Source organism: Collimonas arenae (assembly GCF_001584165.1).
GTDB classification, from domain to species: Bacteria; Pseudomonadota; Gammaproteobacteria; order Burkholderiales; family Burkholderiaceae_D; genus Collimonas; species Collimonas arenae.
Window position 1 is genome coordinate 4,628,806 of sequence record NZ_CP013233.1, and the last position, 19,269, is coordinate 4,648,074.

Sequence of the window (19,269 nt, forward strand, 5' to 3'; positions counted from 1 at the left end):
GTCTGTGGATAACTTTGTGGGTAAGTCGCTCTTGACAGGCTGCAGACGCATATCTGATGCGGGTTTCAATAAATTGCCTAAACTAAAAGCAGAAAATTAATCCTTTTAAATCATGCACTTACAAAATAGATCGCGGCGACAAATAATAAATATAGATATAAATAATTACCGTACTGCAGCAGATTTAATTTGTGCATAACTAGAGCCGGTCGATAGCCAAATCAATCGGGAAATGTGCTATGCAGGATCATTTCCGGGAACCGGTTTGAGCGCCTGACGCAATGACTTGCCCGGACAGGGCACAATTGCGCACCTTAAGCGCTCACCAATCAGACGGCTCCCCTTATCCGCGCATCTTGCGGCTGATTTCATGCACCGCATCGACCATCACGGCAACCGATTCCGGTGGCGTGAATTGCGAAATGCCATGGCCAAGGTTGAATACATGGCCGCTATCGGCCTTTGGCGCGCCATAGGAGTTCAGCAGGCGCTCGACTTCATTGCGGATCTGCTCAGGATTGGCGAACAGCACCGCAGGATCGAGATTGCCCTGCAATGCTACGCGTTGGCCGACCCGGGCTCGTGCCTCAGCCAGATTGACGGTCCAGTCCAGGCCGACGGCATCGGCGCCGATGTTGGCGATCTGCTCCAGCCACAGGCCGCCGCCCTTGGTGAAGACGATAGCCGGGATCGGTACACCATCCTTCTCGCGCTGCAACTGTCCGAGCACTTGCTGCATATAGTTGAGCGAGAATTCCTGGTAGGCGCCATCCGCCAACGCCCCGCCCCACGAATCGAAAATCATGACGGCCTGGGCGCCAGCATCGATCTGTGCGTTCAAATAGGCCGCTACCGCCGCCGCGTTGGTGCTGAGCACATGATGCATCAGGTCGGGACGGTTGTAGAGCATGGTCTTGACGGTATGAAACTCGCGCGAACCGGCGCCTTCCACCATATAGCAGGCCAGCGTCCACGGGCTGCCTGCAAACCCGATCAACGGCACGCGGCCGTTGAGTTCTGTGCGGATTTGCGTGACGGCCTTGAACACGTAGTCGAGTTTCTCCAGATCAGGCGCTTGCAGTGCCATCACATCTTTTTCATGGCACAGCGGGCGTTCGAACTTGGGGCCTTCGCCATCGGCGAAATACAAACCCAGGCCCATTGCATCGGGCACGGTCAGGATGTCGGAAAACAGGATCGCGGCATCCAGCGGGTAGCGGTCGATCGGCTGCAGCGTGACTTCGGTAGCATAATCCGGATTGGTTGCCAGTCCCATGAACGAGCCGGCGCGGCTACGCGTCTTGCGGTATTCCGGCAGGTAGCGCCCGGCCTGACGCATCAGCCACAACGGTGTGTATTCGGTCGGCTGGCGCAGCAGTGCGCGCAGGAAAGTGTCGTTCTGGAGGGGAGCAAATTGTGGCATAGGGCAATTATCAGTTGAGGACGGCACAATTGGGGACAGCCGCATCCGGCACACGGCGACTGCACCTGGGACAATCCCGCAATTCATCAAAATACATGTGGCAATTTCTTATTATCTCACCCAAACCAACGGCGGCGACAGCTGCTGCGGCTAATGGTTAGTATTAGGCGCCATCGCGTTGCGCGGCGACAAGGTCGTCGAGGAAAGCCTGCAGCACCTCGCCGCGGCCGGATTGGCGCCGCATCACCATGTGCAGGGTGACATCATAAGACAACAATTGCGGGTTCAGCGCCGCCAGCAATCCCTGCTGCACCAGCGGCGCAGCAAAATGCTGCGGCAGGAAACCCAGGTGCCGGCCTGACAAGATCAGCACTGCCACTGCTTCCATGTTGTCGGCCAGCGCCGTCACCCGCGCCGGTGAAAATACGCCGCCCGGTCCATCGGCTTCCGGCAACGGATAACTGCGCCAGACCCAGTCGTACAGCGCCAGCGCAGCGCTGTCCAAAGTCCCTGCCTGGCTGAATAGCGGATGGCCGGCGGCGCAATACGCCACCTGATGTTCGTCATACAGGGGGACGTATTCCAGGTTCGGCAGCCGGTGCCAGAAGTACCCGATGCCGGCATCGAGGCGGCCGTTAACCACCTCCTCTTCCAACTGGCTCGGCGCCAGCACCGCCAGCGACAAGGTGACCGCCTCGTCCCGGGCGCGAAAACGGGCAATCGCCTGGCTCAGCCGCGCGTTGGCACTCATCGCCGCGTGGCCGATCAAACCCAGGTGCAACTGGCCGACCAGCTTGCGGCCAATCTGTCGTGCATCCAGGCAGAAATGGTCGATGTTTTCCAGCAACTGGCGGCTCGACTGGGCGAACTGCTCGCCGCGTGGGGTCAGCCGGAAACCGGCCCGGCCGCGCTCGCATAAACGGAAACCGAGCCGCGTCTCCAGCGTCGCCAGTTGGGTGCTGATGGTGGACTGGCTGACGTTGAGCGCGGTCTGGGCAGCCGAAATGCCGCCGGCGTCGCGCACCGACAGGAACACACGGATCAGGCGCAGATCAAGATCGGATAATTGGTTGAGCATGATGGAAAGGCAAGCGGCTGATGAAAACGAGAGTAAATCAACAACACATCTATTTATATCAATGTGAGCGTTACATTACACGCATTTTTCATAAAGTGGTTTATCGCTAGAGTGGCGCAATACGAAATCACGTACAGATTTCGCCCTTCCCTTCCCGGAGACGATCATGTCAGACACCCCACTCTATCAACCACTTGGCGGCAATGACATGCCGCGTTTCGGCGGCATCGCCACCATGATGCGGCTGCCGCACGTGACCAGCAGCGCGGAACTGGATGCCTGTTTCGTTGGCGTGCCGTTCGACCTCGGCACGTCGAACCGTTCCGGGACACGCTTCGGGCCGCGCCAGATCCGCAGCGAATCGGTGCTGCTGCGTCCATACAACATGGCGACCCGGGCCGCGCCCTTCGATGCGCTGCGGGTAGCCGACATCGGCGACGTCGCCATCAATCCGTACAACCTGCTCGATTCAATCAAGCTGATCGAAGCGGCCTACGATGGCATCGTCAGCTCCGGCTGCCGGCCGATTTCACTGGGCGGCGACCACACCATCGCGCTGCCGATCCTGCGCGCGCTGCATCGCAAGTACGGCAAGATCGGCCTGATCCACGTCGATGCCCATGCCGACGTCAACGACACCATGTTCGGCGAAAAAATCGCCCACGGCACACCGTTCCGGCGCGCGGTCGAAGAGGGCTTGCTGGATTGCCAGCGGGTGGTGCAGATCGGTTTGCGCGGCACCGGCTATACCGCAGAAGATTTTGACTGGTGCCGCGACCAGGGTTTCAAGGTAGTGCAAGTGGAAGATTGCTGGAACAAATCACTGACGCCTCTGATGGAAGAAGTGCGCGCGCGCGTGGCCGGCGGCCCGGTTTATCTGAGTTTCGATATCGACGGCATCGATCCGGCTTATGCGCCCGGCACCGGCACCCCAGAGATCGCCGGCCTGACCGTGCCGCAGGCGCTGGAAATCATCCGCGGCGCCTGGGGCCTGGACATCGTCGGCGCCGACCTGGTTGAAGTGTCGCCGCCGTACGATCCGATCGGCACTACCGCCCTGCTCGGCGCCAACCTGGCCTATGAAATGTTGTGTGTGCTGCCGGGCGTACCGCGCCGCTAACGATTACTCATCGTCACGCCACGGAATGGTCCATTCCTCGCCGCGCACGGTGGTGATGTATTCCGGCCAGCGATAACGATGCGGCACCTTGAAATCCTTCGGCAACAGTGGCGCCTGCCAGGTGCTGCCGCCGATGCCGCCGCCAGTGCGTTGCGTGAACTCATCCTTGGCGGCCTGTAGCAGCTGTGGCTGGGTGAACAGGTCGACCAGGGTCGCGCCGATGGTCTTGGCAGCGGACTGGATCATCGGATCGATGGTTTCGGCGATCCCGCCCAGCGCATTGGCCACCCAGTCCGGATAGACGAAACCGCGTGGCGCCGCCAGCATCGGCCGCGCCACGTACAGGCGCACGGTCGGGCAGTGCCAGGTGTAGTCGGTGTAATCGTCCGAGGTCAGGTATTTCTGCCAGGCCGGCATCTGCTTGCGCAGTTCGCGTTCGCAGTCTTCCGGGTCGATCAACTCCTCTGTCACCGCCAGGAAAGGCTTGTCCATCGGCTCGTGGCCGAGATTCTTCTGTATCTCGCGAGCGATGCCGATTGCCTTGTCGCCCCACTTGGGCGGCCCGGCCAGCACCATGTTGTCGTAGGTGGCGCGCGCCATCACATGGTTCGGCAAGCCGCCACGCGATTTGCTGACCCAGGTTTTCTTCCATTGGCAAAAGGTCGCTTTGGCGGCGGCTTCGGCGTTGTTGTCCATCACTTGGCTGATGATGTCGGCCTGCTCGATGGAATCGGTGCGCAGCATGAAATTGATTTGCGAGACATGCGGCGTCAGGTTGTCGGCAGTGGCCTGGCCGGCGCTCAGGATCGCTTCATTGAAACTCCACAATCCTGTGGCCGGCAGCATCGAGCGGCGCAGGCTTTCGTTGAGATTGTAGAACAGCACCAATGCATCGCTGGCGCCAGGCGCCCGCGCCGCCAGGTGGTTTTGCGGAATCGGGCTGAACTTGTCGGCGGCGATCCAGTTTTCCGGATCCTCGCAAGTGAAGGTGTAGATATAGTTGTAGCCGACTCCACAGTGGGCGTCCCATACCGTGGTGTTGCATAGCGGCAGCATGTAGGTCGGGTGAAAGCTGACGGCGGCGTCGAGCGTGTCGTAATAACCCTTGGCGGCGTGGATCGGCTTCGAGGCGCGCAACTTTTCGGCCGGCTCACCAAATACCTTCAACGTGCCGTGGATGCCGAATTTCAGCATCGCCTGCTGCGCCGCCAGCGCACCGCCAAGCGCGCTGATCCCGAGTGCAGAATGCGGATCGGTGTGGCCGGGCGCGTATTTGGATAAACCCTTGCGCGGCTCTTTCGTGGTCGACGCCGCCTGGCAATTGCCCGGCACCGCATCGTATTCGGCATAAGTGGCGATGGTGGGACCGTCGCCGTTCTTGAAGGTGGCGACAAAGGCAGTCGGCATGTCGCCGCTGCCGACTTCGACTTCAAACCCGCATTCGCGCAGCTTGGCAACATACCAGGCGCTGGATTTGTATTCGCGGAAAGCCGGCTCGGCGTAATGCCAGATGATCTGATGCCAGTCGGATAACTGCCGGGCGTTATCGCTCACCCAATCCAGTACGCTTTGTTTTGCTGCTGTAGTCATTGTCTTCTCCGGGATATGCTTCGCAAAATATTGATTCGCTGCGGATGCATCCTAATGAGGAACGGCGCCATGCCATAATTAACGGTCATCAGTTTTGTCGATAACGGCGCCTCCGGCCTCCTCCATGACTCTCGAAAACCTCCTGGTATTTGTCACCATTGCCGAATGCGGCAGCCTGTCAGCGGCGGCGCGCCGCCTGGGCAAAGCGCAATCGACCGTCAGCACCGCGCTGGCTAACCTGGAAGTGGATATGGACACGCGCCTGTTCGAGCGCGATTTGCACCATCTGGCGTTGACTGCGGACGGCGCCGTCTTGCTGGGCTTTGCCCGTTCGACGCTGACCGCCGCCAACAACCTGGAGCGCAAGGCGCACAGCCTGAGCGCCGGTCATGGCCATCGTCTGCGGTTGGGGATCGACCAGGCGTTACCGGTGGCGCGCAGCCATGGTTTGTGTGCGGAGCTGGAACGGCGCTTCCCGCAGTTGCAACTGGAACTGTTCCGCCCGACCAGCATTGATGCTACCGACCTGATGCGGCGCGGCCTGCTGGATATCGCGATTGCCGTCACGGTTGATCCGATGCCGAGCGACTTCAATGCCAGCACGCTCGGCCAGTTGCAATTCGTGCCAGTGGCGGCTGCTGCCCATCCTTTAAGCAGCTTGCCAATCGTCCACAACAGCGACCTGGCGCAGCATCGGCAATTGCTGGCGTCGAGCCGCGACGGCGGCGATGCCTCGGTTTTCGGCCGCTACAGCGAAATCACCTGGCGTATTGAAAGCCCGGAATTGCTGCTGGATTTGCTTAAACGGGGAATGGGCTGGGCCTTCTTGCCACTGCATGCGATGCAGGAAAACGGCGCGCTAGCCGATCTGAAAATATTGGCGCACGAGTACCGTGAGCCGGCTTTCCTGAAAAGCATAGACCTGATCTGGAGCAAGCAGGACCAGCAAAGCGAAGCTGCCCGCTGGCTGTGCAGCGACCTCGAATGGGCCCGTTCCGTGGTGCCGGCCTGATTGCACTTTTGCGAAGAAGTGAGTGCTGTCACCCGGGATTAGCCACTATTTATCGATATCTATTCTTGAACTCGCGCGGACTCACACCCTTGGCAGCGCGGAACTGGCGGTTGAAATGCGCCAGGTTGCGGTAACCCGCCTGCTGCGCAATCGCGCCAATTGACTTGTCGGTCTGGATCAATAACTGGCAGGCGCTGCCGATCCGCAGTTGCGCCAGGTAGGCGGTCACCGTCAATTGCGTATGCCGCTTGAAGAAGCGATGAAAGGCCCCGACCGACAGCGCCGCGCGCTCGGCCAGCAACTGCACCGGGATTTCCGTCTGGAAGTGTGCATGCATGTAATCGAGCACCCGCGCCATGCGCTGGCGTTGCGCATCCAGCGCGATCGGCGCCGAGGCAATCGACGCCAGCGGCTGCGCCTGCTCATCCTGGGCCAGCAGCAACAGCAGTTCCAGCAATAGCGGCAAACGCTGCGCCGGCGACAAATTCTCCATCCGCAGCATCAGCGGCCTGACCGCTTCGGCGGCCGTGGCGGAAAACTGCAAACCCCGGTCGGCGCGCTTGCCCAATTGCAGCAGGCCCGCCAGTTCCGGCAGGCTGGTTTGCAGTTGCACCAGCCAGTCGCGCGAAAACCAGACCACCACCGCCAGCATCTGACGCGCCGGATCGATGCGCTCGCTGGCCGACCAGGTATGCGGCAAGTTCGGCCCGAGCAAGATCAGATCGCCATCGGCAAAGTCGGCCAGATGGTCACCCACATAACGCTGCCCGCGCGCATTGACGGTCAAGGTCAGTTCGAACTCGGGATGGTAATGCCAGAGGAACGGCAACTCCGGCAACTCGCGCCACAGCAGTTGCCAGGAGTGCCCGGGAGACAGGGTGAGATGCTCGTATTGCGGTCGCATTCTGCTCTTTGAGAAGATTGATACATCAGAATAGTATCAATAAGCGGCATTTCCAGCGAAATCGGCATTCCGTTGCGGACTGAGAATGGGGCAGAAGTTGCGCTACTGGGCTGTAACAGTCCACTTTATCCCCTGCCCTCACATCCAAAACGCATATGGAGATGCCCATGAACCAGCCCTACGCCGTCGCCAAAAAATACCTCAGCAACCCGTCCGTGCTCTATCCTGAACAGGAGCAACTGCGCGATATCCGCAAAAAATTACCGCTACGGGTATTGTCGACGGCGGATTTTCGGCACTGGCAAACCAATGGCTATGTGATCGTCAAGCAGGCAATCCCGGCCGAACAGGTGCAACGCACCGTCGATTTCCTGTGGGAGTTCCAGGAAATGGATGCGCACGACCCGCAAACCTGGAACCGGGCGCAGTTGCGCGACCATGAAATGAAAGAGTTGAACGGCTCCGGCATGGTCGAGGCTTATCATCATCAAACCTTTTGGGACAACCGCCAGACGCCGCGCGTCGTCGATGCCTTCGTCGATATCTGGGACCGCGAAGACCTGTGGGTCACCATCGACCGCGCCAACCTGAACACACCGAACCAGGGTGCACGACGCTTCGGCGGCTTCATCCATTGGGACGCCGACACCACGCTGGAACCGTTGCCGGTCAACGTCCAGGGCGTGCTGGCACTCTCCGATACGACACCCGAAGGCGGCGGCTTTCAATGCATCCCTGAACTGTTCGAACACTTTGCCGAATGGCGCCGCAGCGCGCCCAAGAACCGCAACCCGTGGCGCCCGGACCTGGAATCGCTGCCGTGGCAACCGCGCTTCATTCCAATGCAGGCTGGCGATCTGCTGATCTTCAACAGCCTGCTGGCACACGGCATCCGTCCGAACACATCGGCCGATCAGGTACGGCTGGCGCAGTACATCGCCTTTACGCCGGCACAGGAAGAAGTCGCCGAGCTGCGTGACTGGCGGCTGGCAAGCTGGCGCCAACGGACGCCGCCGGAAAGCTACGCCTTCCCTGGCGATCCACGCGAGTGGGAGAGGACCCGCTATCCGCTGGCGCAGTTGAGTGAGTTGGGAGAAAAGATTCTTGGCTTGAAACGCTGGTAAACGGTAGTCTGAAACCAACCGACTGAGCGTCCCCGGCTCGGTGCCCCCATCATTTCCGCGAACGTGGGAATGATGGGTTCGTAGTGAAGTTACTCGCTCGGCGTCATCGCCAAGCCGCTATTGCGTTCGATCGACGCCGACCACAATGTCAGGCCCAGCGCCAGCACCACCAGCAGCACACCGACGTAAGGCAGCGTGGTCAGTTGGAAACCGGCGCTGATTGCCATGCCGCCGAACCAGGCGCCACTGGCGTTGCCGAGATTGAAGGCGCCCTGGTTCAAGGTCGAAGCCAGGTTAGGCGCGGCGCTGGCGCGCTCCACCACCAGCATCTGCAACGGCGGTACGATGGCAAACGCCAGCACGCCCCAGATGAAAATCGTGATCACTGCCGGCAACGGCGCGCGCATGGTCAACGTAAATACCGTCAGGATCACCGCCAGCGCTACCAGGAAAGCGATCAGCGACGGCAGCAAGCGCCAGTCGGCCAGCTTGCCGCCGAGCGCGCTGCCGACCGTCAGGCCGAGGCCGAACACCAGCAGCACCAATGTCACCGAGTGCGGCGTCAAACCGGTGACATCTTCCAGGATCGGCGTGATGTAGGTAAATACGGCAAACAGACTGGCCGACGCCAGCGCGCTGATCGCCAGCACCATCACCACCTGCTTGTCCTTGAGCACGGCAAATTCCTGCAACAGGCTGGTCTTCTGCATCTCGATTTTCTTCGGCAGCCACAACGCCAGCGCGATCGCCGCCAGCACGCCGATGACCGTCACCGCCCAGAACGTCGAACGCCAGCCCAGTTGCTGCCCGAGCGCGGTGCCAAACGGTACGCCCAGCACGTTGGCCAGGGTCAGGCCGGCAAACATCAGCGCAATCGCCTGCGCGCGCCGGTTCGGCGCCACCAGTCCGGCCGCCACCACCGAGCCGATGCCGAAGAAAGCGCCATGGCAAAACGCCGTCACCACCCGCGCCACCATCAGCACTGCATAATTCGGCGACAACGCACACATCACGTTGCCGATAATGAACAAGCCGATCAGGCTCAGCAACGCCAGCCGGCGCGGCATGTTGGCCGTCGCGATGGCAACGATCGGCGCGCCGATGGTCACCCCCAGCGCATAACCAGTCACCAGCATCCCCGCCGCCGGAATCGTCACCCCCAGATCACGCGCCACATCGGGCAGCAAACCCATGATGACGAACTCGGTTGTGCCGATGCCGAAAGCGGCAACAGCAAGGGCTAGTAGTGGCAAAGACAACATGATGGCATCCGGAAATGGAACCGCCGGAATAGCTTGAACGGCGTGGCGGTTTGAGGCGCGCACCTGAGGATGGTGCGTGGCAACATTATATCAACCGGTGTTATTTTTTGTTAGCGCTACCAGAATTCGCCTAAAAAATGGCGGTAGTGAAGGCTAAAGTGTTGGATTTCTGCGATAAAACTCCCAGCTGCCAGCCCTCACAGCAAGCGGCTCAAACGCCATACGCCACCACCCCACAACGTCAATGAAACGCCCCGGCTGTCTCTCACGACAGGCCGGGCGCGTCAAAGGCTCCGAAGTCAACCGCTATCTCAGATTCCGCCCATGCACAGATATTTGATGACCTGGTAGTCCTCAATCCCGTACTTCGAACCTTCGCGACCCAGGCCGGATTGCTTGACGCCGCCGAATGGTGCGACTTCGTTCGAGATCAGGCCGGTGTTGATGCCGACCATGCCGCTTTCCAGGCCTTCCGCGACGCGCCAGATACGGCCGATATCGCGCGAGTAGAAATAGCTGGCGAGGCCGAATTCGGTGTCGTTGGCCAGTGCGATCGCCTCGTCGTCGGTCTTGAAGCGGAACAACGGCGCCATCGGGCCGAAGGTTTCTTCGCGCGCCACCAGCATGTCGGATGTGACGTCAGCCAGCACGGTCGGCTCGAAGAAGCTGTGTCCGAGTGCATGGCGCTTGCCGCCGACGAGGATCCGCGCGCCTTTTGAAACGGCGTCGGCGATGTGCTGTTCGACCTTGGCAACGGCTTTATCGTCGATCAGCGGGCCTTGCGTGACGCCTTCCTGCTGGCCGTTGCCGACCTTGAGCTTGGCCACCGCGGCCACCAGCTTTGCGGCGAAGGCGTCGTAGATGCCGTCCTGCACGTATAGGCGGTTGGCGCACACGCAAGTTTGCCCGGCATTGCGATATTTGGAAGCCATCGCGCCTTCAACGGCTGCGTCCAGATCGGCGTCGTCGAACACGATGAACGGCGCATTGCCGCCCAGTTCCAGCGATAATTTCTTGATGGTCGGCGCGCACTGCTCCATCAGCAATCGGCCGACGCCGGTCGAGCCGGTGAAGGTCAGCTTGCGCACGATCGGATTGCTGGTCATTTCCGCGCCGATTTCACGCGCCGAACCGGTCACTACGCTGAACACGCCGGCCGGAATGCCGGCACGTTCTGCCAGCACCGCCAGCGCCAGTGCCGAGAACGGCGTCGATTCGGCCGGCTTGAGCACCATGCTGCAGCCGGCGGCAAGTGCCGGGCCGGCTTTGCGGGTGATCATCGCAGCGGGGAAATTCCACGGCGTAATCGCAGCGCAGACACCGATCGATTCCTTGATCACGACGATGCGCGAGTTCGGCGACGGCGACGGAATCGTATCGCCGCCGGCACGCTTGCCCTCTTCAGCAAACCATTCGATGAACGAGGCCGCATAGGCGATCTCGCCTTTGGCTTCGGCCAGCGGCTTGCCTTGTTCGACCGTCATGATCAGTCCCAGGTCATCGACATTGGCCAGCATCAGGTCATTCCATTTGCGCAGGATGATGCTGCGTTCCTTGGCGGTCTTGCGGCGCCACTGGCGCCAGGCGTCGTTGGCTGCGGAAATCGCGCGCTTGGTTTCGGCCGCACCCATCAACGGCACGCTACCGATGGTTTCGCCGGTGGCGGGATTGGTCACCGCATGGGTCTTGCCACTGTCGGCGTTGCACCACTCGCCGTTGATATAGGCTTGCTGGCGAAACAATGAAGGATCTTTTAATTGGATCATGGATAACTCCTGTAGGGGCATTGATGCCGCGCATACAGCGAGATGCAATATGCGCGGCGAAAACGGTAGCCGGTAAATCCAGCCTAGATCTTGGCGAGCGCCTTGTTGCGACCGCGTATCCACTCCAGCACCAGCAGCAAACAGGTCGAAAATACGATCAGGATGGTGGCCAGCGCAGCGATGGTCGGGCTGATGTTTTCCTTGATGCCTGTAAACATCTGGCGCGGCAACGTGGCTTGGCCGGGACCGGCAACAAACAAGGTTACCACCACATCGTCAAACGAGGTGGCGAAGGCGAATAGTGCTCCGGAAATCAAACCCGGCGCAATCACCGGCAAAGTGATCCGGAAAAATGTCGAGAGTGGATTGGCGCCGAGGCTGAGGCTGGCCCGCACCAGATTCTGGTTGAAGCCCTGCAGCGTCGCCAGCACGGTAGTCACCACAAACGGCGCACCAAGCGCGGCGTGCGCCAGGATAAGGCCGGTATAACTATCGGACAAGCCGATCTGCGCGAAGAACAGATAGACGCCGACCCCGACCACCACCACCGGCACCACCATCGGCGAGATCAACACCGCCATCAACAAACCTTTGCCACGGAAATCGGCCTTGTTCAAACCGACGGCAGCCAGCGTACCGAGAATGGTTGCCAGCACCGTCGCCAACGGCGCCACGATAAAACTGTTCTTGGCGGCGCTGATCCATTCTTCCGATTGCACCAGGTTCTGGTACCAGCGCAACGAGAAGCCCTGGATCGGATACACGAGGAAGGTACTGTCGCTGAATGACAGTGGAATGATGACCAGGATCGGCAACAGCAGGAACACCAGCACCAGCAAATTGAAGCCGCGCGAAACAAAGAACCAGACGCGTTCGATCAACGAAACATAGGGAGGAAATTGCGGAAACAGTTTCATTTTCTTATCCCATCGCTACATCATTTTTGGTAAAGCGGCGATATACACCGTACAACACAAGCGTTGCGGCAAACAGCAGAGCGCCGAGTGCGCAAGCCATGCCCCAGTTGATGGTGACATTGGTGAAATAGGCGATGTAATAGCTGACCATCTGCTCATTCGGTCCGCCCAGCAACGCCGGCGTGATGTAATAGCCGACCGCCAAAATGAACACCAGCAAAGCGCCGGCGCCGATGCCCGGATAGGTCTGCGGCACGTACACGCGCCAGAACGCAGCGAACGGATGGCTGCCGAGCGAGACCGCGGCGCGCAGATAGGTTGGCGGAATCGATTTCATCACGCTATACAGCGGCAGGATCATGAACGGCAGCAGGATATGCGTCATCGCGATATAGACGCCGACGCGGTTGAATAGCAGCTCCAGCGGCGCCTGGGTCAGGCCGGTCGCCATCAGCGCCTTGTTGACCAGCCCTTCGGATTGCAGCAGCACGATCCACGCTGCGACCCGCACCAGGATCGAGGTCCAGAATGGAATCAGCACCAGGATCATGAACAGGTTGGCGCGCCGTTCCGACATGGTCGACAGCCAGTACGCCAGCGGATAACCTATCACCAGGCAAGCCAGGGTAGCAACCAGGCCCATCCAGAATGTGCGGCCAAAAATCTTTTGATATACCGATGCGTCAGGATCGGCTTTTTCAATGTGTCCGAACGCGTCCTGTTTCAGATCGAGCGCGGCCAGCAGATAGTATGGGGAATACGGCGCGCCGTTCTTGGCGATCACTTGCCAGTACGGCAGTTGACCCCACTGGTCATCGATATCGATCAGCGCCTGCTTCACCTGCGTGGGCGGCAGCGGCTTTCCATCGGCATCCAGCAGCGGCAGTGCACGCGCGGTTTTCATGATGATCGAACGAGCACCGGAAATTTCAGAATTCAGGCGACGCGCCAACGAACCGGCGGAACTGTCCTCCCTGGCTTGCAGCAAATCGGTCGCCAGGCCCACGAACGCGGCATCAGGTGGACTGCTCTTGCGGTCCCAATCGGCCAGTGCGGCGACGGTGTGCGGCAATGTCGTCGCGATTTCCGGGTTTTCCACGGCGCGCTTGAGCAGCATTGCAATCGGCACCAGGAAAGTCAGCAATAGGAAAATCGCCAACGGCGCGATCAGGGCCAGCGCTGCGGCGCGCTTACGGAATTGTGCCTGGCGCAACTCACGCTTAAGTTGCGAATTCTGCGGCGCTGCGGGTGGCGCCGTCATCGCAGGACTGATGCCGGCGGCAGATGCAATGGAAGTCATAGTGATCCGGGAGTTACTTAAATTGTGAGTCGCAAGAAACTACCGCAAGCCGGCGGGATACAATCCCGAAAGCCGGCCTGCGGCGACACCTACTTGTTACTTGGCGGCCCAAGCAGTGAAACGTTGCTCCAGTTCTTCACCGTGGTCGGTCCAGAACGCCAGGCTCAGCTGCAGCGCATCTTTTGCGTTGGTCGGCGATGTCGGCAAATTGGCCAACACTTTCGGATCCAGCATCTTCAGCGCCTGGTTGTTCACCGGACCATAGGAAATATTGCTGGCATAGGCTTTTTGCGATTCCGGCTTGCTGGCGAACGCAATGAATTTCTCGGCGTCAGCCTTGTTCGGCGTCCCCTTTGGAATTACCCAGAAATCGAGCGTGTAAATGCTGCCGATCCAGCTCACCTTGAGGTTTTTGCCTTCCCGTTGCGCGGCGTCGATACGACCATTGAATGCTGTCGACATCACGACATCGCCGGCCACCAGGAATTGCGGCGGTTGCGCGCCGGCTTCCCACCACTGGATGTTCGGCTTCAGTTCATCCAGCTTCTTGAATGCGCGGTCGACGCCGGCTTTGGTGCCCAGCACCTTGTAGACATCCTTCGGCGCCACGCCATCGGCCATCAGTGCGAACTCCAGCGTGTATTCGGCGCCCTTCTTCATGGCGCGCTTGCCAGGAAATTTCTTGGTATCCCAGAAATCGGCCCAGGTCTTCGGCGCAACTTTCAACTTGTCAGCATCGTAGGCCAGCACGGTCGACCAGACAAATGCGCCAACGCCACATTCATGGATAGCGGCAGGGCTGAAGTCGGCTTTGTTGCCGATCTTGCTGAAGTCGATTTTTTCCAGCAAACCTTCTTCGCACGCACGGCCGATATCGCCGGCGTCCACCTCCACCACGTCCCAGCTGACTTTCTTGGCTTCCACCATGGCCTTGACCTTGGCCAGTTCACCGTTGAATTCCACTACGGTGATCTTGTCACCGCTCGCCTTGGCATACGGATCGATATAAGCCACCTTCTGCGCCGCGCCATTGGCGCCGCCAAAATTAACCACCGTCAGCGCAGCAGCCTGAGCCATGCCAACCGCGGCAAGCGACAATGCAATCCCAGTAAATACAGGTTTGAAAACAGAATTCATCACATCTCCCAAAGATGAAAAAACACACAAAATCAACAGCGCCAAAAATGACGTATCGGGGCTGTCAGGACCGTAGCGAGCGATTCAGTGTCAGGTAGAGAAGCGCGACTGTACGGAGGTACGGCGAGCATCGCAGATCTGAGACTGGGTCGCGCAGTAGGTCTTGGCGGCCCTCTTCTTAGATGAAGAGGCGTAGGTGCTTTGGATCTATGTCCAGTGCCACCTGGCTACCCTCATACAATCCGGCCAGCGCAGGATCGTTCAAGGACAGCTTGACGAAGCAATCGTCCTGTTGCGGAATCGCACAACGCACACGCACGTGGTCGCCGAAATAAATCAGGCTGGTGACGCTGACGCGCAAGGCATTCGGTGTGGTGCTGTCGAGTGGCAGCAAGTGAATACGCTCGGGCCGGATACATGCCACCACTTGTTGGTTGACTGCGGCCTGATTGGCGTTGACGCCGCTCAGCAAGGCGCCATGCGGCAAGCGCAGTGTGGCATTGCCGCCATCGGTCGCTGTGAGCACACCATTGAAGCGGTTGTTGTCGCCGATGAAGCCGGCCACGAACTGGTTTTCCGGATATTCGTAGAGACGGTCGACTACCGCCAGCTGCTGGATGATGCCCTGGTCGAACACGGCAACACGATCCGACATCGTCAACGCTTCGCTTTGATCGTGTGTGACATAGACGAAAGTGACGCCGAGCCGCTTGTGCAACGCTTTCAATTCAAGCTGCATGTGTTCACGCAACTGTTTGTCCAACGCGCCCAGCGGCTCATCCATCAACACCAGCTTGGGATCAAACACCAGCGCCCGTGCCAGCGCAATCCGCTGCTGCTGGCCACCGGACAATTGTGCCGGATAGCGATCGCCGAACTTGCCCATCTGGACCATGTCGAGCGCCTTCTTGACCTTCTCGGCGCGCTCGCTGCCATTGATATTACGCACCCGCAACGGATAAGCGACATTCTGCGCGACCGTCATATGCGGAAACAGTGCGTAGTTCTGGAATACCATGCCGATATTGCGCTTGTGCGGCGGTACCTTGTTGAGCAACTGACCATCCAGGCGGATCTCACCGCCGGTTGGAAACTCGAATCCAGCCAACATCATCAGGCAGGTGGTCTTGCCAGAGCCGGACGGCCCGAGCAAGGTCAGGAACTCGCCGCGCTGGATATCCAGGTTGAGGTTCTTGACGACCAGATTCTCGCCGTCGTAGGTTTTCTTGACCCCGGAAAACTGCACCAGGATATCCGCCGCGCCTTTGCCGACATCGGCCGGGCTTACGGCTGAGTTTACGACTGACGCCAGATGGGGGGCGATATTTTCTCGCTTCAACTTGTTCTCCTGCCAAATATGTAGAGCCTGCTGCAACATCCGGGCCGGCCGCATGCGGCCGGGGACAAATTTGCAAAAACCTCATCATGCCAACGATACTGCTGCGTTCATCGCATGCATGCGCAATGAACGCTGCGTTGGCCACCTCGGGGATCACCTGTAGGTGATCTCATATTATTATTTATATAAATCGAACTTCAACCTGCCTCACCACCAAGTGGCTTTCAGGCTGCAGCGACAGTCCGCATCGCCTTGCTCAGAATTGCCAGCGCTTCATCCATCAACGCATCTTCGATGGTCAACGGGAACAGGAATCGAATGGCGTTACTGTAGACCCCGCAGCTCAGCAACAGCAAGCCGTTTTTGAGCGCTTCCGCCTGTACCTTCTTGGTGAAATCGGCATCCGGCTGTTTGCTGCCTGGCTGCGTGAATTCCACCGCCACCATTGCCCCCAGGCCACGGATATCCGCGATTTGCGGCACATCGGCACGCAAACCTTCCAGCACCTGCTTGAGCCTGCCGCCGAGCACATTGGCGCGCTCAACCAGCTTTTCTTCTTCGATCACGTCCAGCACCGCCAGCGCCGATGCGACTGCCAGCGGATTGCCGGCGTAGGTGCCGCCGAGGCCGCCCGGCGCTGCCGCATCCATGATCTCGGCGCGGCCGCATACTGCCGATAGCGGCATGCCGCCAGCCAGGCTCTTGGCCATTGTCATCAGGTCAGGAATCACGCCCGAATGCTCAACAGCGAACAGCTTGCCGGTACGGGCAAAGCCGGTTTGCACTTCATCGACCACCAGCAAAATGCCGTGCTCATCGCACAATTTGCGCAGAGCCTGCATGAAGGCCGGCGGTGCGGCGTAGAAACCACCCTCGCCTTGCACCGGTTCCAGGATGATGGCGGCGACGCGCTTCGGATCGACGTCGGCCTTGAACAGGCTTTGCAACGCCGCCAACGAATTCTCGATGCTGACGCCATGCAACTCAACCGGGAACGGCACGTGATACACCTCAGCCGGGAATGGGCCGAAACCAACCTTGTACGGCACCACTTTGCCAGTCAGCGCCATGCCCATCATGGTGCGGCCGTGGAACGCACCGGAAAACGCGATCACCGCACTACGGCCGGTGGCGGCACGAGCGATCTTGACGGCGTTTTCGACGGCTTCAGCGCCGGTCGAGAAGAACGTGGTTTTTTTGGCATGATCACCTGGCGTGACCGCATTGATGCGTTCGGCCAGTTCGACATAGCTGCCATATGGCACGATCTGGTAAGCGGTATGGGTAAATTTGCCGAGTTGTTCCTGGATTGCCGCCACCAGTTTCGGATGGCGATGGCCGGTGTTCAACACGGCGATACCGGCAGCGAAGTCGATAAAGCGACGGCCTTCGACGTCCCAGATTTCTGAATTCAGCGCATGCGAAGCGTAGAAATCGCACATGACGCCGACGCCGCGCGGGGTCGCGGCATTCTTGCGCTGGTGCAGTTCGGCATTGGTGGCTGATTTGCCGCTGGTTGAGGTCGCAGTTGCCGCGGCCGCGTGGTATCCGTCGTTCTTCATTTTGGCTCCTAGATAAGATTGCGCTACGGAACCTCGAAAAACCAATTGCTCGCTGCGTTTTTTCGACGTTCCCGTCATATGCGCTTTTTGTATGTGCACATGCTTTGATGCATACTAAGGCCGTCGTGGATCTATAATATAGTGCCACTTTCAGTTTTTTAATGGAGCCACTTTGCGCATCGCGTCGCTCACCGATTTCCTGCTGATGCGCATCGAACGCGGCGCCGACGGCCGCATTGCGAAGACACGCGGCAGCGCCAAGACAACGGCAAGCAACGGCAACGCCGCAGCGCCGCTCAACCGACAGATCTACCTGGCCATTCGCGAAGCCATCCTGTCGCAGCTGCTGCCCTCTGGGCTGCAACTGCCATCGTCGCGCGACCTGGCCGGCGAATTGGGTATTTCCCGCAATACGGTGACCTACGCCTACGAGCAGCTGATTGCCGAGGGTTACCTGGAAACCCGCCCCGGCTCCGGCACCTTCATCGCCGACACGACACCCGACCAGATTCCCGAGGCGCGCCTCAACACGCTGCCGTTGACCGATCCCAGCGGCCAGTCGGAACTGTCGGCACACGGCGCGCAACTGATCCGGCAGGCTGGCGTCAGCGATCTGCAATGGGGCGCGTTCATGCCGGGCGTGCCGGACGTGACGCTGTTTCCCAACAAGATCTGGAGCCGCCTGCAAAACAAACACTGGCGGCGATCACGCGCTGAACTACTGACCTATGGCGAGGCCGGCGGCTACCTGCCGCTACGCGAAGCGATCGCCGAATACCTGCGCATGGCGCGTTCGGTCAACTGCAATGCCAGCCAGGTCATCATCACCACCGGCATCCATCAATCGCTGGACATCGTGGTCAAGCTGCTGGGCGAGCATGGCGACAGCGCCTGGGTTGAAGATCCTTGTTATTGGGGTACGCGCAGCGTGCTCAACTCGCTCGGCATCAAGCCGGTGGCGATCCCGGTCGACGCAGAAGGCATGCGCATGCGGCTCGCCAACCTGCGCCAGCCACCGCGCTTCATCTGCGCCACGCCGTCGCACCAGTATCCGCTCGGCATGGTGATGAGCCTGTCGCGGCGACGCATGCTGCTGGAATACGCAGCGACCCGCAAGGTGTGGATCATCGAGGACGACTACGACAGCGAATTCCGCTATGGCAGCCGGCCGCTGGCGTCGCTGCAAGGCATGGATACCAACGACCGCGTGCTGTACATGGGCACCTTCAGCAAAACCATGTTTCCCAGCCTGCGGATCGGCTTCCTGGTGGTGCCCGAGTCGCTGGCGAATGCCTTTGCGATCGGCGTCTCCGAGCTGTATCGCGGCAGCCAGGTGTTCCTCCAGGCGATCATGGCCGACTTCATGACTGAGGGCCATTTCGCTTCGCATATCCGGCGCATGCGCGTATTGTATGCCGAGCGCCTGCAACTGCTGCAAGCCGCCATCGAGCGCCATTTCGGCGACCGCATCACACTCACCGGCGGCGAAGCGGGCCTGCATCTGGCGCTTGGCCTGCCGCCGCAATGCGATGACATTGCGATCAGCCGCGCGGCGCGCGAAGTTGGCATCGTGGCGCGGCCGCTGTCGCGCTATTTCATGAACAGCGATACAGCCCGCAACGGTTTGTTGCTGGGTTATGCCTGCGTGCCGAATGAACAGATCGGGCCGGCTTTCGACAAGCTGGCTGCCATCATCAAAATGCACTGGAAATAAGCGGCAAACACGACTGCATAA

General features: G+C 59.7%; 15 protein-coding genes. 4 read left to right on the forward strand and 11 right to left on the reverse strand.

Annotated elements, in window-relative coordinates; genetic code table 11:
• Positions 1 to 343: 343 nt before the first annotated feature.
• Together hemE and CAter10_RS21270 are read right to left on the reverse strand one after the other, a co-directional pair.
• Entirely contained in the window at positions 344 to 1,423 is a 1,080-nt protein-coding gene (gene hemE / locus CAter10_RS21265; RefSeq protein ID WP_061535016.1) for a uroporphyrinogen decarboxylase, read from the reverse strand.
• A gap of 163 nt (positions 1,424 to 1,586) precedes the next feature.
• Complete coding sequence (locus CAter10_RS21270) at positions 1,587 to 2,501, reverse strand: LysR family transcriptional regulator (protein ID WP_061535017.1); 915 nt, start codon at positions 2,499 to 2,501, stop codon at positions 1,587 to 1,589.
• A gap of 166 nt (positions 2,502 to 2,667) precedes the next feature.
• Between CAter10_RS21270 and speB the strand changes: the two genes are divergently transcribed.
• The gene (speB, locus tag CAter10_RS21275) at positions 2,668 to 3,621 is read left to right on the forward strand and encodes an agmatinase (protein WP_061535018.1); all 954 of its coding nucleotides are present in this window, start codon (positions 2,668 to 2,670) and stop codon (positions 3,619 to 3,621) included.
• A 3-nt stretch (positions 3,622 to 3,624) separates the two neighbouring features.
• Here the strand turns inward: speB and CAter10_RS21280 are convergent, their stop codons facing one another.
• Entirely contained in the window at positions 3,625 to 5,211 is a 1,587-nt protein-coding gene (locus CAter10_RS21280) for a zinc-binding metallopeptidase family protein (RefSeq protein ID WP_061535019.1), read from the reverse strand.
• 124 nt (positions 5,212 to 5,335) lie between these two features.
• Here CAter10_RS21280 and CAter10_RS21285 point away from each other — a divergent pair, with 124 nt between their 5' ends.
• Positions 5,336 to 6,223 (forward strand): LysR family transcriptional regulator, encoded by an 888-nt coding sequence (locus CAter10_RS21285; protein WP_061535020.1) that lies wholly within the window; start codon positions 5,336 to 5,338, stop codon positions 6,221 to 6,223.
• Positions 6,224 to 6,272: 49 nt separating this feature from the next.
• Here CAter10_RS21285 and CAter10_RS21290 read toward each other — a convergent pair whose 3' ends face one another.
• The gene (locus CAter10_RS21290; RefSeq protein WP_061535021.1) at positions 6,273 to 7,127 is read right to left on the reverse strand and encodes a helix-turn-helix domain-containing protein; all 855 of its coding nucleotides are present in this window, start codon (positions 7,125 to 7,127) and stop codon (positions 6,273 to 6,275) included.
• A gap of 167 nt (positions 7,128 to 7,294) precedes the next feature.
• Here CAter10_RS21290 and CAter10_RS21295 point away from each other — a divergent pair, with 167 nt between their 5' ends.
• Entirely contained in the window at positions 7,295 to 8,251 is a 957-nt protein-coding gene (locus CAter10_RS21295) for a phytanoyl-CoA dioxygenase family protein (protein ID WP_061535022.1), read from the forward strand.
• Between the two features lie 89 nt (positions 8,252 to 8,340).
• Here CAter10_RS21295 and CAter10_RS21300 read toward each other — a convergent pair whose 3' ends face one another.
• The 7 genes from CAter10_RS21300 to CAter10_RS21330 all read right to left on the reverse strand — a co-directional run bounded on the left by CAter10_RS21300 (position 8,341) and on the right by CAter10_RS21330 (position 17,534).
• Positions 8,341 to 9,510, reverse strand: coding sequence for an MFS transporter (locus CAter10_RS21300; RefSeq protein ID WP_061535501.1), 1,170 nt, complete (start codon positions 9,508 to 9,510; stop codon positions 8,341 to 8,343).
• A 314-nt stretch (positions 9,511 to 9,824) separates the two neighbouring features.
• On the reverse strand, positions 9,825 to 11,279 hold the full coding sequence (gene gabD, locus CAter10_RS21305; RefSeq protein ID WP_061535023.1) for an NADP-dependent succinate-semialdehyde dehydrogenase: 1,455 nt from the start codon (positions 11,277 to 11,279) through the stop codon (positions 9,825 to 9,827).
• Between the two features lie 83 nt (positions 11,280 to 11,362).
• Positions 11,363 to 12,196, reverse strand: a complete 834-nt coding sequence (locus CAter10_RS21310; protein WP_061535024.1) for an ABC transporter permease — start codon at positions 12,194 to 12,196, stop codon at positions 11,363 to 11,365.
• Between the two features lie 4 nt (positions 12,197 to 12,200).
• A complete protein-coding gene (locus CAter10_RS21315) occupies positions 12,201 to 13,457 on the reverse strand; it encodes an ABC transporter permease (RefSeq protein ID WP_128083231.1) in 1,257 nt (418 codons plus the stop codon).
• Between the two features lie 135 nt (positions 13,458 to 13,592).
• Complete coding sequence (locus CAter10_RS21320; RefSeq protein WP_061535026.1) at positions 13,593 to 14,633, reverse strand: ABC transporter substrate-binding protein; 1,041 nt, start codon at positions 14,631 to 14,633, stop codon at positions 13,593 to 13,595.
• A gap of 178 nt (positions 14,634 to 14,811) precedes the next feature.
• The gene (locus tag CAter10_RS21325; RefSeq protein ID WP_417924699.1) at positions 14,812 to 15,972 is read right to left on the reverse strand and encodes an ABC transporter ATP-binding protein; all 1,161 of its coding nucleotides are present in this window, start codon (positions 15,970 to 15,972) and stop codon (positions 14,812 to 14,814) included.
• Between the two features lie 224 nt (positions 15,973 to 16,196).
• Positions 16,197 to 17,534, reverse strand: a complete 1,338-nt coding sequence (locus CAter10_RS21330; protein ID WP_061535027.1) for a 4-aminobutyrate--2-oxoglutarate transaminase — start codon at positions 17,532 to 17,534, stop codon at positions 16,197 to 16,199.
• A gap of 172 nt (positions 17,535 to 17,706) precedes the next feature.
• Between CAter10_RS21330 and pdxR the strand changes: the two genes are divergently transcribed.
• Positions 17,707 to 19,248, forward strand: coding sequence for a MocR-like pyridoxine biosynthesis transcription factor PdxR (gene pdxR / locus CAter10_RS21335; protein ID WP_061535028.1), 1,542 nt, complete (start codon positions 17,707 to 17,709; stop codon positions 19,246 to 19,248).
• The last annotated feature ends 21 nt before the right edge of the window (positions 19,249 to 19,269 follow it).

Bases quoted from the DNA above. Each gene is read 5' to 3' on its own strand.
- hemE (WP_061535016.1), bottom strand. From the start codon at position 1,423: ATGCCACAATTTGCTCCCCTCCAGAACGACACTTTCCTGCGCGCACTG.
- CAter10_RS21270 (WP_061535017.1), bottom strand. From the start codon at position 2,501: ATGCTCAACCAATTATCCGATCTTGATCTGCGCCTGATCCGTGTGTTC.
- speB (WP_061535018.1), top strand. From the start codon at position 2,668: ATGTCAGACACCCCACTCTATCAACCACTTGGCGGCAATGACATGCCG.
- CAter10_RS21280 (WP_061535019.1), bottom strand. From the start codon at position 5,211: ATGACTACAGCAGCAAAACAAAGCGTACTGGATTGGGTGAGCGATAAC.
- CAter10_RS21285 (WP_061535020.1), top strand. From the start codon at position 5,336: ATGACTCTCGAAAACCTCCTGGTATTTGTCACCATTGCCGAATGCGGC.
- CAter10_RS21290 (WP_061535021.1), bottom strand. From the start codon at position 7,127: ATGCGACCGCAATACGAGCATCTCACCCTGTCTCCCGGGCACTCCTGG.
- CAter10_RS21295 (WP_061535022.1), top strand. From the start codon at position 7,295: ATGAACCAGCCCTACGCCGTCGCCAAAAAATACCTCAGCAACCCGTCC.
- gabD (WP_061535023.1), bottom strand. From the start codon at position 11,279: ATGATCCAATTAAAAGATCCTTCATTGTTTCGCCAGCAAGCCTATATC.
- CAter10_RS21310 (WP_061535024.1), bottom strand. From the start codon at position 12,196: ATGAAACTGTTTCCGCAATTTCCTCCCTATGTTTCGTTGATCGAACGC.
- CAter10_RS21315 (WP_128083231.1), bottom strand. From the start codon at position 13,457: ATGACGGCGCCACCCGCAGCGCCGCAGAATTCGCAACTTAAGCGTGAG.
- CAter10_RS21320 (WP_061535026.1), bottom strand. From the start codon at position 14,633: ATGAATTCTGTTTTCAAACCTGTATTTACTGGGATTGCATTGTCGCTT.
- CAter10_RS21330 (WP_061535027.1), bottom strand. From the start codon at position 17,534: ATGAAGAACGACGGATACCACGCGGCCGCGGCAACTGCGACCTCAACC.